Annotated in this window: 14 protein-coding genes; 6 read left to right on the top strand and 8 right to left on the bottom strand. The window is 63.5% G+C overall.

What is annotated here, in order from left to right; all coding sequences use genetic code 11:
• Positions 1 to 7: 7 nt before the first annotated feature.
• On the bottom strand, positions 8 to 808 hold the full coding sequence (locus tag PPGU16_RS33415; protein ID WP_180726973.1) for an N-acyl homoserine lactonase family protein: 801 nt from the start codon (positions 806 to 808) through the stop codon (positions 8 to 10).
• A 57-nt stretch (positions 809 to 865) separates the two neighbouring features.
• Positions 866 to 2,272, bottom strand: a complete 1,407-nt coding sequence (locus tag PPGU16_RS33410) for an MFS transporter (RefSeq protein WP_180726972.1) — start codon at positions 2,270 to 2,272, stop codon at positions 866 to 868.
• A 513-nt stretch (positions 2,273 to 2,785) separates the two neighbouring features.
• Between PPGU16_RS33410 and PPGU16_RS33405 the strand changes: the two genes are divergently transcribed.
• Positions 2,786 to 3,952 carry a porin gene (locus PPGU16_RS33405; protein ID WP_180726971.1) on the top strand — a complete coding sequence of 389 codons (1,167 nt, stop codon included), beginning with the start codon at positions 2,786 to 2,788 and terminating at the stop codon, positions 3,950 to 3,952.
• 105 nt (positions 3,953 to 4,057) lie between these two features.
• Entirely contained in the window at positions 4,058 to 4,741 is a 684-nt protein-coding gene (locus PPGU16_RS33400; protein WP_180726970.1) for an HAD family hydrolase, read from the top strand.
• 51 nt (positions 4,742 to 4,792) lie between these two features.
• Here PPGU16_RS33400 and PPGU16_RS33395 read toward each other — a convergent pair whose 3' ends face one another.
• On the bottom strand, positions 4,793 to 6,259 hold the full coding sequence (locus PPGU16_RS33395) for an HDOD domain-containing protein (RefSeq protein ID WP_180726969.1): 1,467 nt from the start codon (positions 6,257 to 6,259) through the stop codon (positions 4,793 to 4,795).
• A gap of 227 nt (positions 6,260 to 6,486) precedes the next feature.
• Entirely contained in the window at positions 6,487 to 6,891 is a 405-nt protein-coding gene (locus PPGU16_RS33390; protein ID WP_180726968.1) for a DUF3331 domain-containing protein, read from the bottom strand.
• Positions 6,892 to 7,036: 145 nt separating this feature from the next.
• Between PPGU16_RS33390 and PPGU16_RS33385 the strand changes: the two genes are divergently transcribed.
• Complete coding sequence (locus tag PPGU16_RS33385) at positions 7,037 to 7,696, top strand: TetR/AcrR family transcriptional regulator (RefSeq protein ID WP_180726967.1); 660 nt, start codon at positions 7,037 to 7,039, stop codon at positions 7,694 to 7,696.
• A gap of 34 nt (positions 7,697 to 7,730) precedes the next feature.
• Here the strand turns inward: PPGU16_RS33385 and PPGU16_RS33380 are convergent, their stop codons facing one another.
• The 3 genes from PPGU16_RS33380 to PPGU16_RS43145 form a co-directional block, all read right to left on the bottom strand.
• Positions 7,731 to 8,027 (bottom strand): hypothetical protein, encoded by a 297-nt coding sequence (locus PPGU16_RS33380; RefSeq protein ID WP_224031044.1) that lies wholly within the window; start codon positions 8,025 to 8,027, stop codon positions 7,731 to 7,733.
• Positions 8,028 to 8,296: 269 nt separating this feature from the next.
• Positions 8,297 to 9,238: a LysR family transcriptional regulator gene (locus PPGU16_RS33375; RefSeq protein WP_180726966.1), complete on the bottom strand. Its 942-nt coding sequence runs from the start codon at positions 9,236 to 9,238 to the stop codon at positions 8,297 to 8,299.
• Positions 9,239 to 9,243: 5 nt separating this feature from the next.
• Complete coding sequence (locus PPGU16_RS43145) at positions 9,244 to 9,366, bottom strand: hypothetical protein (protein ID WP_274600001.1); 123 nt, start codon at positions 9,364 to 9,366, stop codon at positions 9,244 to 9,246.
• A gap of 14 nt (positions 9,367 to 9,380) precedes the next feature.
• Here PPGU16_RS43145 and PPGU16_RS33370 point away from each other — a divergent pair, with 14 nt between their 5' ends.
• The 3 genes from PPGU16_RS33370 (at position 9,381) to PPGU16_RS33360 (ending at position 11,008) form a co-directional block, all read left to right on the top strand.
• Positions 9,381 to 10,010 carry a cysteine hydrolase family protein gene (locus tag PPGU16_RS33370; protein WP_180726965.1) on the top strand — a complete coding sequence of 210 codons (630 nt, stop codon included), beginning with the start codon at positions 9,381 to 9,383 and terminating at the stop codon, positions 10,008 to 10,010.
• Between the two features lie 87 nt (positions 10,011 to 10,097).
• Positions 10,098 to 10,724: a flavodoxin family protein gene (locus PPGU16_RS33365; RefSeq protein ID WP_180727156.1), complete on the top strand. Its 627-nt coding sequence runs from the start codon at positions 10,098 to 10,100 to the stop codon at positions 10,722 to 10,724.
• Positions 10,721 to 11,008: a DUF1330 domain-containing protein gene (locus tag PPGU16_RS33360; RefSeq protein WP_180726964.1), complete on the top strand. Its 288-nt coding sequence runs from the start codon at positions 10,721 to 10,723 to the stop codon at positions 11,006 to 11,008. The genes PPGU16_RS33365 and PPGU16_RS33360 overlap by 4 nt, the downstream gene beginning before the upstream one ends.
• 13 nt (positions 11,009 to 11,021) lie before the next feature.
• Here the strand turns inward: PPGU16_RS33360 and PPGU16_RS33355 are convergent, their stop codons facing one another.
• On the bottom strand, positions 11,022 to 12,395 hold the full coding sequence (locus tag PPGU16_RS33355; protein WP_180726963.1) for a M14 family metallopeptidase: 1,374 nt from the start codon (positions 12,393 to 12,395) through the stop codon (positions 11,022 to 11,024).
• Positions 12,396 to 12,411 lie beyond the last annotated feature (16 nt).

The following is a 12,411-nucleotide window of genomic DNA, read 5'->3' as shown; positions in this document are numbered from 1 at the left end:
GCCCCGCTCAGCGCGCGTGCGCGTCGAGCCGCACGATCCAGCCTTCCGTCTCGCGATCATGCGACGGATAGCGCGTCAGCACGGCGGGATCGTGGCCCGGAATCACGTGTTCGGGCGAACTCGCCAGCCGATGCGCAGCCTCGTAACCTTCGAGCATGTCGCCGACGTTGTAGACGACGGGGAACGGCCGATGCTCCTGCATGTTCGCGTAAAAGTGCGATGCATCCGACGCCAGCACGACCCAGCCGCACTCCGTATGCACGCGCACGACCTGCAAGCCGTTCGTATGTCCGCCGACCCAATGCACGCTCAACCCCGGCGTGATTTCCGAAGCGCCATCATGAAACTGCACGCGTCCATCGAACAGACGGCCGACCATCGACTTCACGTCTTCCGGTTCGAACGGATGACTCAATGCGTGATGACACATGCAGCGCCCGGTGCAATACGCCATCTCGCGATCCTGAAGGTGATAACGCGCGCGCGGAAACAGCGCGCTATTGCCCGCGTGGTCATAGTGCATGTGCGTGATGATCACGTCTTCGACGTCGTCGGCGCGTATGCCGATCTGCTTGAGGCCGCGCTCCACCGTGTTCGTGATCGTGCGGCCGCGCTTGTCGGCCATCGGCTGGTCGAAGCCCGTGTCGACGATGAACGTGCGCGACTCACCCACTACGGCCCAGACGAAGTAATCGAGCGGCATCGGCACGTCATGCGAATCGCCGCCGATGAAGTTGTCGCCTGAACGGCGCTCGAAATGCGCGTACTTGACTGCGTAGATACGGTAGTTCTCAACGGGCGATGACATGTCTCGAGTGTCCTTTGTGTGTGTGTAGCGATGCGTCGCGGCGTGGGCAGTGCGGCGCTATTTCATGGCTGCCGTCGCGCCGCCTTCGATGGCTTCCTCGCTCGTCACGCTGGCGTCTGCCGCAATCGATTCGAGCGAACGCTGCTTCGTTTCCGCGCCGAGCACGCCGACGATCAGCGCCTGGATCAGCAGCGTGGCGACGATCAGCGTCAGCACACCCGCAATGCCGAAGCGCATGAACGCGCTCGCCACCGCATACGGCACGACGATGCTGACCGCGCGGCCCACCGTGTTCGCGAGGCCCGAGCCGCGCAGACGCAGTTCCGTCGGGAACAGTTCGGGCACATACGTCGCGACGCTGAACGACGACAGCACGTAGATGCAGCAGGTAATCGCGAAGCCGAGCGCGGTGATCGCCACCGCGGACTGCGCGAACGGATACGCGACACCGAAGGCCACGCACACGAGCGAAAACAATACGATGCCCCACTTCCGGCCCAGGTGCTCGGCGAGCGCAAAAGCGATCAGCGAGCCAATCGGACCGCCCGCAAACATCACGGCCGTCAGACCGAGCGAGCTCGAGACGCTGTGTCCCTGCTTGACGAGAAACGTCGGTATCCAGCTGACGAATGCGTAGTTGACCGTGAACAGCGCGACGAGCACCGTGATGGCCGTGATGGTGCGCGTGAGCAGCCGGCGCGAGAAAAGATCAGACAGACGGCCCGTGTCGTTCGCATAGAACTCGCGCGTCGACGGTTGTTCGGGTGCGTTGGCCGGATAACTGACCGCATTACCGCAGGCCGTTTCGATGCGTTCGACGATCTCGCGCGCCTCGTCGGTGCGTCCGCGCGACGCGAGCCAGCGCGGCGACTCCGGCATCGACTTGCGCAGGAACCACACGAACAGCGCGCCGCATCCCGCGATCGCGAACATCCAGCGCCAGCCGTACTGCGGCACGATCAGCCAGCCGAGGAAGGTCGACAGGAACAGCGACGTGTTGATGATCAGATTGAGGATGGTGCCGAAGTGGCCGCGCCAGTCCGCGGGAATGAACTCGCTCAGCGTGCCGTAGCCGACGACGATCTCCGCGCCCATGCCGACGCCCATCACCAGACGGAAGAAGATCAGCCAGTAGATCGACGGCGCGAGCGCCGCGGCAATCGATGCAAAGCCGTAGATGCCGAGATTGAACTGATAGCAGAAGCGGCGCCCGAAGCGGTCGCCGAGCAGCCCGGAAAGCCACGCGCCCGTCATCATGCCGATGAAGGTGACGGAGACGAACGTCGCGTTGAGGCTGAGCGTGGATTCGCCGCTATGGATCATCGCGGCGAGCACGGTGCCGGCGATATAGATGTCGAACGAATCGAAATACATGCCGGCCGCGATCAGGCCCAGCAGACGCCAATGGAAGCCGGACAGAGGCAGTCTGTCCAGGCGCGCTCCGATACTGGCATCCATCTGCATGATGCTGTCTCCGTGACGTTAGCGTTTTCTTGTGCGCCGCTGTTACGTTCCGTATTGCGTTTGCTGCGGAACGAAGTCGGCCGGTCGATGGGTTGGATTATATTCCTGTCATACAATCCGTCAAGCAGACACTTCAAGATCATCGAATGATCCGCGTGTGACGTTTTTGTGGACAAAAGGCTACAACTCGCCGCGCAAATGTTTACTGCCCGCTAACATCTCGTTATATTCCCCGCAGCACAACGGCATGGCTGGACGCGAGTCCAGCGGTGCTTCAGGCAGTCCGTCCGCTCCACGAAAGCAGGACGACAGGACGTCAGCAACACACGCGGCTGTCTCATCGCACGCCGCACCCACAGGATTACTCCGGCATCGAAACGCGAAATCGTGCGCCCACGCATGAGGCCCCTGCTCGATTTGACATTTCGTGCCGCCTTTAGCAGTCCATTTTCACGCCATGCCGCGCGCTCGCCGCCAACGTGCGCGCAGGCATTCACTACAAGAAGGAAGAGAATGAAAAAGACCATCCTGGCCGCAGCGGCTCTCGGGAGTTTCGGCATCGCTGCGCACGCACAAAGCAGCGTCACGTTGTACGGCCTGCTCGATGCCGGTATCACCTACGCAAACAAGGTGGCGACGTCGACGGGACACGACAGCCTCGTCAAATACGGCGACGGCGTCGCGTCGGGCAGCCGTTGGGGCCTGCGCGGCACGGAAGACCTCGGCGGTGGACTGAAGGCGCTGTTCGTGCTCGAAAGCGGCTTCAGCACGGGCGACGGCACCTCGGGCCAGGGCGGCGCGCTGTTCGGCCGTCAGGCATTCGTGGGTGTGGCGAAGGACGGTATCGGCGCGTTGACGTTCGGCCGTCAGTACTCGTTCTCGACCGACTACATCGGCGCGAACTACACGATGGGCAGCCAGACGCCCGCCGGCAACTACGCGTATCACATCAACGATCTCGACCAGTTGACCTCGAGCCGCATCAACAACGCAGTGAAGTTCAGCAGCGCGAACTTCGCCGGCCTGACGTTCGGCGCGATGTACGGCTTCTCGAACTCGACGCAGTTCGCAGGCACGCCGACCACGACGGCGGGCACGACGACCACGCAAGGCTCGTCGAGCACGTACAGCTTCGGCGCGAACTACGCGAACGGTCCGTTCGGCATCGGTGCGGCCTACACGAACATCCGCTTCCCGAGCGGCGCGACGCCCGCCTTCAGCGTGAGCATCGCGAACGTCAACACGCTCGGCCTGCGCGACCTCGAAACCTTCGGTGTCGGTGCGCGCTACGCGATCGCTTCCGGTCTCGTGTTCGCGAACTGGACGCACACGAAGTTCGAGCCGCTGTCGGGCGAATCGTCGAAGCTGAACAACTATGAAATCGGCGGTCGCTGGGGCTTCACGCCGGCGCTGTCGGCAGGCCTCGGCTACACGTTCTCGAAGCTCGACGACCGCTTCGAAGGCAAGTGGCACCAGATCAACAGCTCGGTCGACTACGCGCTGTCCAAGCGCACCGATGTCTACCTGCTGGGGATCTATCAGAAGGCGTCGGGCAGCAACGTCGTCGCGGGCCGCAACGTGCCCGTGCAGGCGGAGATCGGCTCGTCGTCGTCGTTCATCGGCAATGCGGGCGCGAACACGCAGTTCGTGACGCGCGTCGGTCTGCGTCACCGCTTCTGATCGTCTGATTGTGGCCGCCGCGGCGATGGCGCGCGGCCACTTCAGCGCATCCTGTCTCCAATCGCGGTACGCTTATGGGTTTTGACCGACCCACAAAGGACCGCGATGTCTGCTTTCCCCTTCGACGCTGTGTTATTCGATTGCGACGGCGTGCTCGTCGATTCGGAAACGATCACCAATACCGTGCTGGCAGCGATGCTCGGCGAACTGGGTTGGCATCTGAGTGTCGACGAAGCGATGTCGATCTTCGTCGGCAAGACCGTGATGGACGAAGCGCCGCTGATCGAAGCGAAAACGGGCGTGCGCATCACCCCCGCCTGGCTCGAAACCTTCCGTGAACGTCGCAATGCCGCGCTCGAACGCGATGTGACGGCGATCGAAGGCATCCGCGAAACCGTCGCCGCGTTGCATGCGCGGCTCGATGGACGGATCGCCGTGGCCTCCGGCGCGGACCGCATCAAGCTACGCTTGCAGCTCGCGAAAGCCGGCATACTCGACGACTTCGAAGGACGGATCTTCAGCGGCCAGGAGACGCCGCGCAACAAGCCGCACCCTGACGTTTATCTCGCCGCAGCTGCGGGGCTCGGCGTCGATCCTGCGCGTTGCGCGGTCATCGAAGACACCGTGACGGGCGCCACGGCGGGCCGCGCGGCGGGCGCAACCGTGTTCGGCTTCAGTCCCAGCGAGAAAGGCCATAGCTCGAAGGAAGCGTTGCGAGCGATCGGCGTCGCCGAGGTATTCGAAGAGATGGCGCGCTTGCCCGCACTGCTGGCGGGCTGGCAACGCTGAACGCCTATGCGTCGACGCGCGCGCCTGCGCGCCGCGTCACGCACGGCAAGCTCACAGCATTTCCGCTTCTTCGAGATTCGCGCCGAAAAAGAAACGGCTCAACTCACGCGTCAGTTCGTTGAGAATCGCCATTTCCGGCTGCGTGATCTTGTGCACGGCCTGCACGTCGGTCCAGTCGCCGTACACGAGCGCGACCGTCGTGTCGTTGGCTTTCACGGGCAGCAGCACGAACGCCTGCGCATCGGCGAGATGCGCCTTGAACCAGTCCGGCAGACGCGCTTCCATGCGCGGCTCGTGCGCGTTTTCGATGAAGATGCCGACCGGGTTCGCGATCGCGAGATGGAATACGTCGGGCTGGAAACCCGCGCCGAAGTTGAGCGTCGGCAGCATGCGCTCCATGTCGGGGCCGAAGCCGATGCGCGCGTGATAGCGCGCGTCGGCCTGGCGCACGAACACCAGCGTGCGCGACATCGACAGGCCCGCCAGAATGGTTTCGGAAGCCAGCGTCAGCACGGGCAGGAGCGCCTTGCTCGACGGCAGCGCGCGCAAGTCTTCGAGACCGGCCGACAGACGCGCCTGCGCCGACTTGCCGGTGCGTACGATCGCGTCGGCATGTGCGCGCAGTTCGGAAATCTCCTGCATCAGCCCTTCGTTGCTTTCTTCGTCGATCAACGCCGCGCTGAGCGCGTCGAGCCTGGCGGCGTCGATCCTCAGCGCGTCGCTGTAGAGACTGGCGAGTTCGGCAAGCCGTCGCTCCAGTTCGTCGCCCGGCTGGTGAGTCACGAGCGCGTTGGCCACTTCCGTCGAATAGCTGTTGACGGCCCGCAGCCAGCGCACATGCTCCGAGAGCGGCTCGTCCGATGCCGCACCGATGGTCTGCATCCCCGCCGAGATCGTCTCCGGCAGACGCCAGCGGCGCGCCGCCTCGCAGCCGATTTCCTCGAAGCTCACGCCCAGCAGCTGCGCACAGGCCTCGCTGTCGTCGATCTGGTCGGTCGCCGCCGTGCGGCGCAGCCGGTCCCATTCGCTTTCCAGATAGAACGCCACCAGCAGCCGGCCCACCTGACGCATCAGCGCGCACACCACGGCTTCTTCCGCGACGCGCAGATCGACGCCTTCCGTGATGCGGCGCGCAACCGTTCCGCATAGCAGCGCGCGGTTCAGTTCGAGCTTGGCGTCGATCCGGTGCGGCGCGCTGTGATGAAAGTGATCGACGATCTTCATCCCGACCACGAGATGGCCGACGGTATCCATGCCGAGCACCATCAGCGCGCGAGTCACGGTGGTGATGTTGCCGCCGAATGCGACATACATCGCCGAATTGGCGAGCCGCAGCACCTTTTGCGTGAGGCCGACATCCGAAAGCACGACCTGCACGAGCGACGTGAAGTCCAGATCGTCGTTATTCATCGCCGACACGGTGGTGCGCAACGCCTGCGAGAGCATCGGGAAATCCCCGCGCTCGCTCATGCGCGCCCACAGTTTTTCCAGCAGTTCGGACTTGACGACGGGGGACATCTGATAGTGATGGAGTGCAGATACGTTGAAAGACAACCACAGTACCCGTGATTAAAACACAACCCGTCGTCCATCATCGCGCCGGCAAGCCTCGGACAGACCGCAAACCGCCCGTCCGTTGCGTGATTGCGCATCGATTGCGCAATATTTCGAAGTCTTTCCGTGTCTCCATTGCGCGACATTGCGCCCTGTCCTGCCACCTTGGGCGGCCTTCGACGCCATTTGCGTCAGATATCGACGCCTGACGCGACGATCATCGCGCCCGCGTTGCCCGGCGGCGTGCCGTTCGCGCGCGGGCAGTAGACGGTTTCGCCCGCCGCGATGCTGCGGCCCGTCAGCACGCATTGTCCCGCCCGGCGCGCGATGTTCACGCGCCATGTCTGATAGCCGTAGTGGCCCGTGCGGGCGTCGCACCATGAAACCGTCAGCGTCTGCGCGGTCGGCTTGTCGAGCACGCGTACCGTCGGCTGGCTTCGCCCATCCCAGCATGCTGCTGTGCGCGGCCTGCGGCGCGCCGGACGTTCCGGGCGTGGTGTTGCGACGGGTTCCGGTGTGACGTCGAAATTGCGAATCGCCACGACAGTCCGACACCAGACATCGGCGTGCTCTTCGATCCGTATGCGTTCTGGCATGATTAATTCAACACGTGATGAATATCGAGATCGTAACGGCGCCGGACGTTCGTGTCAAACGCATGCGTCGCGCGGCCCACTTCGGCCGCCCCTCGGGCGCTCGGTTAAACTCACGCGTGATCTGACGATCGGCAAGCTCATTCGAATGAAAGACGTGACGGCAACAGCAGAGCCCCAGAAGGACAAGAAACGCGCACGCGGACGCCCGGCGTCGACGGCATCGGTCGGGCCGGACCTGATCCTGCGCAATGCACGCAAGAGTTTCGGCAAACGGGGATTCGAGGCAACGAGCGTGCGCGAGATCGCGCGCGACTCAGGCGTCGATGCGGCACTCGTCGCGCATCATTTCGGATCGAAAGAAACGTTGTGGCTGGCCGTCGTCGAGCAGATCGCCGACCAGATGGCGCCGATGGTCGACGCGACGCTGGCGTTGCGGACCGCGCCGCTGGACGCGAAGGCGCGGGTGGAAATGGCGGTGGCGAGATTCATCGACGAGGTGTTCGGCGACCCCGACGTGGGCATTTTCTTTTCGACGGCGGCGACGGAAGAAGGCGAGCGGCTCAACGTGCTGATCGAGCGGCTGGTGCGCCCGTATCACGACGCGCTGGTGCCGATCTTCGCCGACGCCGCGCGGCAGGACGCGCTGAAGGTCAAGGACGCGGAGCTGATGTTTTTCATGCTGCTGAACGCGATCAGCAAGACCGTCGCGTACAGCCACCTGATGCTGGCGTTCTCATCGCTGCCGCAGCATGAGAAGAAGTTCAAGCGCATGGTGCTGGAGACGGCGCTGGGCATGCTGTTCTAGCCGATCCACGCGGCAGCGCCACGACACTCCCACACTACGGCTGGAACGTCGCCGCCTTCAGACTGCGCGCCTGATACAGCATTTCCCGTTCGAGCAGATCGAGCAGCGCGATGACCCGCTGCCGTTGCGTCGTCACCAGATCGTAAGTCTGCGCGAGCTTGCGCAGGCGCTTCGCCCAGTAGTCGTAGTCGAGCTTCGACACGTCATCCGTTTCCGTCCGGCGAACCACGTACTGAACCATCCTTTCCAGATGTTCCAGCTCGACGTCGGCCAGGCTCGCTGAGCGCAGCGTCCCGACATCCGCCGGCGTTTCAATTCTTGTTGCCACCATGTTGGCCCCCGATCGTCACCCGTCGCTGCCCGGCAGGCCGCGCCCGACTGTCCCTGAGGACAGCGGAGCGGCGTCGACGCGGCCACGGTGCCATCGATCTTCATGACGCACCGCCGCGCGATCTGTCCGGCTCTTTTCGAACAACGATAACCCTGCCTGGCGGCGAGGCTTTACCGTGCGTCTCAGTTGGGCGCGTGGGTCGGAAAAACCGGGCGCGGTGCCGCCTTCAGCCCAGACACGAAAACGCGCATCGCAAACGATTGCGCCAGCTATGAAGTCCGCTCGACAGCAAACTTTCGATACGGCGCGAAGCGCGTATCGCCATGCAGCGCAGAGAAGACTTCGATCAGATGATCGGTGAAGAGTCGCACCTTTTGCGACGGCTGCGCGCCCTCAGGAAAGACGGCATGAATTGGCGCGGACGGCAGGCGGTAGTCGTCCAGCACCGTGACCAACTGTCCAGACTGCAGCTCAGGCTCGCAAAGCCATTGCTTCGCCATCGCGATGCCGAGGCCTTCGCGGACGCAGGCAATGACGCCCTCTGCCGCGCCGACGAACACGCGCGCGTGGACCTTGATCGACACGGGAACGCCATCGTGCTCGAAGGTCCATGTTTCACGCGACGGGCCCGACGGGCCGGTGACGATGTCATGCGCGGCGAGTTCGTCCAGCGTGGCCGGGATGCCTCGCTCCCTCAGGTAGCCGGGGGAAGCGACCAGCATGCGCGGCACCATGCCGATCTTGCGCGCGCCGAAGCCGGAATCCTCCAGCTCGCCGAAGCGGACGGCGAGATCGGCGCCTTCGGCGATCAGGTCCTGCATGCTGTCGGATGTCAGAAGCTCGATGCGCAACGCCGGATGCGCCTTCAGGAACACAGGCAGGCTCGGAATCAGCGTGCGCACGCCGACGATGGCTGACGTCGCCACGCGCAGCACGCCGCTCAGGCCACCGACGTGCCGCGCTTCGTCGTCGGCTTCTTCGAGTTCGCGCAGCAGCTTCCGGCCTCTGAGCAGAAACGCCTTGCCTGCCTCCGTCGGCACGATATTGCGCGTGCTGCGCAACAGCAGCGTCGTGCCGAGACGCGCTTCGAGCTCGGAGACGATCCGCGACACGGAAGGCTGCGACAGCCCGAGTTCGCGCGCCGTTGCGGAGAAGCTGCCCGTTTCGGCAGCGCGCACGAACACATGCAGCTCCTGGAATCGATCACTCATTTGCTTCACGAATAGGTGTTGTTTGCCGCAAGCCCGTAGTGCGGCACGCGCGGCTCGTACATGATGCCACCAACGGCCTGGCGGTTCAGTTCGACGGTTCGGACGCACGCCGCTGCTGGCGCACTCATTCAGGATCTGCAAAATGAACGATCGTATCTATCCCGTTCAAACCACGGCACTCGTGCTCATCGACGTGCTGAACGACTTTCTCGCCGACGACGGCAAGCTGCACGCGTCGATTGCGCCCATGCTCGACAAGACGGGTTTCGTGGTGCACGTCGCGCAACTGCTCGAAGGCGCGCGCGCAGCGGGTATGAAGATCATCTTCGCACCGCACGGCACCGATGAGCACAGTTTCGACGACATCAAGCATGTCCATCCGCGTATGCAATGGGCGCTCGCCAACGAGGTGCTGCGCAAAGGGACTTACGGCGCGGACTTCTACGCGCCGCTGCGTCCGCGGGCAGGCGAAATCGTAGTGAGTCGTCACCGGATGTTCGACTCGTTCATCGGCACGGATCTGGAAGCGCAACTCCGGGCGAACGGCATCGAGAAAGTCGTGCTGGCCGGACTGACATCGCAGACCTGCATCGAAGGGACCGGCCGTCATGCGCTCGAAGCCGGCTTTCACGTGACGTTCATCACCGATGCCGTCGCCGACTTTACGGAAGCGGCGCACGAAGCCGCGCTGTCGATTTCCTATCCGACGTTCGGCCACGACGCAATGACCGTTGCCGAATTTCTCGAAGCCGTCGATTCCGTGGCCGCGTGACGACCGTGGCAGCACGCTGATCCGTTGCCCGATCGCGAATCGCGGACGGGCATCTCTCTACCAGGCGACATGAATTCGACAACCACCATGGAAGAAGTCACGATTGCAATCGTATTTCATAGCGGCTACGGCCACACTGCGCGGCAGGCGCAGGCCGTCAGCGCCGGCGTTGCACAAACGCCCGGCGCCAGGGCGTTGCTGCTGAGCGTCGAGCAGGCGCAAGACGAGTGGGCCGCGCTCGAATCCGCCGACGCGATCGTGTTCGGCGCGCCGACGTATATGGGCAGCGCGTCGGCAGCGTTCAAATCGTTCATGGACGCCAGTTCCAGCGCGTTCTTCACGAGTGCATGGAAAGACAAGCTGGCGGCGGGCTTCACGAACTCCGCATCGCGCTCGGGCGACAAGCTCGCGACGTTGATGCAGTTCGCGATCTTCGCTGCCCAGCACGGCATGCACTGGATCAGCCTTGGCTTGCCGCCCGGCAACAACAGCACGCGCGGCAGCGAACAGGATGCGAACCGGCTTGGCTTCTTTCTGGGCGCGGCCGCGCAATCGAATGCCGACGAAGGCGCCGACGCCGCGCCGCCGCAAGCCGATCTGGACACGGCACGACACCTTGGAGAGCGCGTCGCGCAAACCGCCATTCAGTTTGCGCGCGGACGGGCCGCGTCGCGTGAACGCGCAATCCTGTCACACGCAGGAGAACCGTCTTGACGGCTTACATGATTTTCACGCGCGAAAGCACGCAGGACCAGGCGGCGCTCGACGCATACCACTCGAAGGTGCGCGACAGCTTCGACGGCTACCCGCACAAGGTGCTCGCCGCCTATGGCACGCAACAGATGCTGGAAGGCGATCCAGCCGAAGCGACGGTCATACTCGAATTTCCGTCGGTGACGGCAGCCCGTGCCTGGTACGACAGCGACACGTATCAGCAAGTCGCGCAGCACAGGCTCGAAGGATCGCGTCACCGTGTCATGCTGATCAAAGGGCAGTGACACGGTAGCGCCGTCACTTCGCCGCAATGCAAAACGCCAGCAGCCCCGACGTCACCTCGTCGATGATCTGCTTCATCTCCGGGTACGGCGGGTGGAACGGCGTCGGATTGTCCTTGCTGCCCCATTCCACCGTATAGGAGAACACCTTCGCCTTCTTCGCGTCGACGATGTGACGGCTGAACGCATAGTCGTCGGACGTGCCCGCCGTCGGGTACAGGCTCATCGCCTGCTCGGTCTTGTACACGCGGCCGCGCGACGCCTTGATCGCGTCGCGCATTTCGTTCGCGAGATCGACGGCGATCTTCTTGTCCGCCGTCGCGATGTACTCGCGATAGGCCTTGTCGTTGGCAATGCCGCGCTTGCCGTCGTAGGCGGGGTTCTGGAAGTTCATGTCGGGATGACCGCTCTGGTTCTCGTCGTCGCCCCAGTTGTACAGAATGTCTTCCGAATAGCTGTGCAGATCGATGAAGTAACGGATGTTCGGATAGGTGTCGAACATCCATACGGCGTTCTTCGTTTCCGGCTCCGATTCGGCGGCGGGGCCGATATACACCTCGTAGTCGCAGGGATCGGTGGAATTGGTGATCGGACTTTCGGGATCGAAGTACTGCGGGAAATTCCACAGAAAATTGTAGTTGCGGTTGATATCGACGCCGCAGCATTGCGGCTTGCTATGTCCCGCCGGCGCGGGCCGGCGGTTCTTGCGCCACATCGACTCGGTCGACATGCTGTAGTGGCGGCCGTCGGGATTCGCTTGCGGAAACACGAACAGGTCTTTGGCTTCGACCACGTGCCTGATATCCGCCGCCGTGAACGTTCGGCTGCCGATCTTGACCGGTTGGTGCGTGGTATACGCGTTGGCGAGCAACTGCACGAAATGGATCAGGATATCCGGGCTTCCCCATTCGCGCGCATGCACGCCGCCCAGCAAATAGATGCCGGGACGCGCCGCGCCGCTGCCTTTGCCGATCTTCAACGCGTGACAGGTGCGCTTTTCCCAGGTGGCATGCGGCAGCTTGATCAGCTTCGTGAACGCATCGTTGGGCGCGGCGCTTGCTGCCGCCAGCGCCGCCTCGATCTGCACGACATCGAGATAGCCGGTGCCCGCTGCGACGGACAACGCATCGGCCGCGTGCGGCGCGGCCAGTGGCTCGCGCATCTCCGCCTGGCGCGCCTTGCCTTGCGCTTCGGCATCCTCCAGCCGTTCGACCTGGTAGCCGTCCGCTTCGAGCGCCTTGATCTGCGCATTGGAGGCGTGCGCGTCGACGCGATAGCCGCCTTGCACCTTCTCGATCGTATGGCGCGCGACCGTGACCTTGTGTTTCGTCACGAGATCGGCCAATGCCGCCTGGTCCTTTCCAGTGATGCGTGCGTGGTAGCGGGACATGTTGGTTCTCCGGTCA

The organism is Paraburkholderia largidicola, assembly GCF_013426895.1.
In the GTDB taxonomy this organism is placed as follows: Bacteria; Pseudomonadota; Gammaproteobacteria; order Burkholderiales; family Burkholderiaceae; genus Paraburkholderia; species Paraburkholderia largidicola.
The sequence above is the reverse complement of the archived record's forward strand: the minus strand, read 5'-3'. Positions and strand labels throughout refer to the sequence as shown.

Bases quoted from the DNA above. Each gene is read 5' to 3' on its own strand.
- PPGU16_RS33415 (WP_180726973.1), bottom strand. From the start codon at position 808: ATGTCATCGCCCGTTGAGAACTACCGTATCTACGCAGTCAAGTACGCG.
- PPGU16_RS33410 (WP_180726972.1), bottom strand. From the start codon at position 2,272: ATGCAGATGGATGCCAGTATCGGAGCGCGCCTGGACAGACTGCCTCTG.
- PPGU16_RS33405 (WP_180726971.1), top strand. From the start codon at position 2,786: ATGAAAAAGACCATCCTGGCCGCAGCGGCTCTCGGGAGTTTCGGCATC.
- PPGU16_RS33400 (WP_180726970.1), top strand. From the start codon at position 4,058: ATGTCTGCTTTCCCCTTCGACGCTGTGTTATTCGATTGCGACGGCGTG.
- PPGU16_RS33395 (WP_180726969.1), bottom strand. From the start codon at position 6,259: ATGTCCCCCGTCGTCAAGTCCGAACTGCTGGAAAAACTGTGGGCGCGC.
- PPGU16_RS33390 (WP_180726968.1), bottom strand. From the start codon at position 6,891: ATGCCAGAACGCATACGGATCGAAGAGCACGCCGATGTCTGGTGTCGG.
- PPGU16_RS33385 (WP_180726967.1), top strand. From the start codon at position 7,037: ATGAAAGACGTGACGGCAACAGCAGAGCCCCAGAAGGACAAGAAACGC.
- PPGU16_RS33380 (WP_224031044.1), bottom strand. From the start codon at position 8,027: ATGGTGGCAACAAGAATTGAAACGCCGGCGGATGTCGGGACGCTGCGC.
- PPGU16_RS33375 (WP_180726966.1), bottom strand. From the start codon at position 9,238: ATGAGTGATCGATTCCAGGAGCTGCATGTGTTCGTGCGCGCTGCCGAA.
- PPGU16_RS43145 (WP_274600001.1), bottom strand. From the start codon at position 9,366: ATGAGTGCGCCAGCAGCGGCGTGCGTCCGAACCGTCGAACTGAACCGC.
- PPGU16_RS33370 (WP_180726965.1), top strand. From the start codon at position 9,381: ATGAACGATCGTATCTATCCCGTTCAAACCACGGCACTCGTGCTCATC.
- PPGU16_RS33365 (WP_180727156.1), top strand. From the start codon at position 10,098: ATGGAAGAAGTCACGATTGCAATCGTATTTCATAGCGGCTACGGCCAC.
- PPGU16_RS33355 (WP_180726963.1), bottom strand. From the start codon at position 12,395: ATGTCCCGCTACCACGCACGCATCACTGGAAAGGACCAGGCGGCATTG.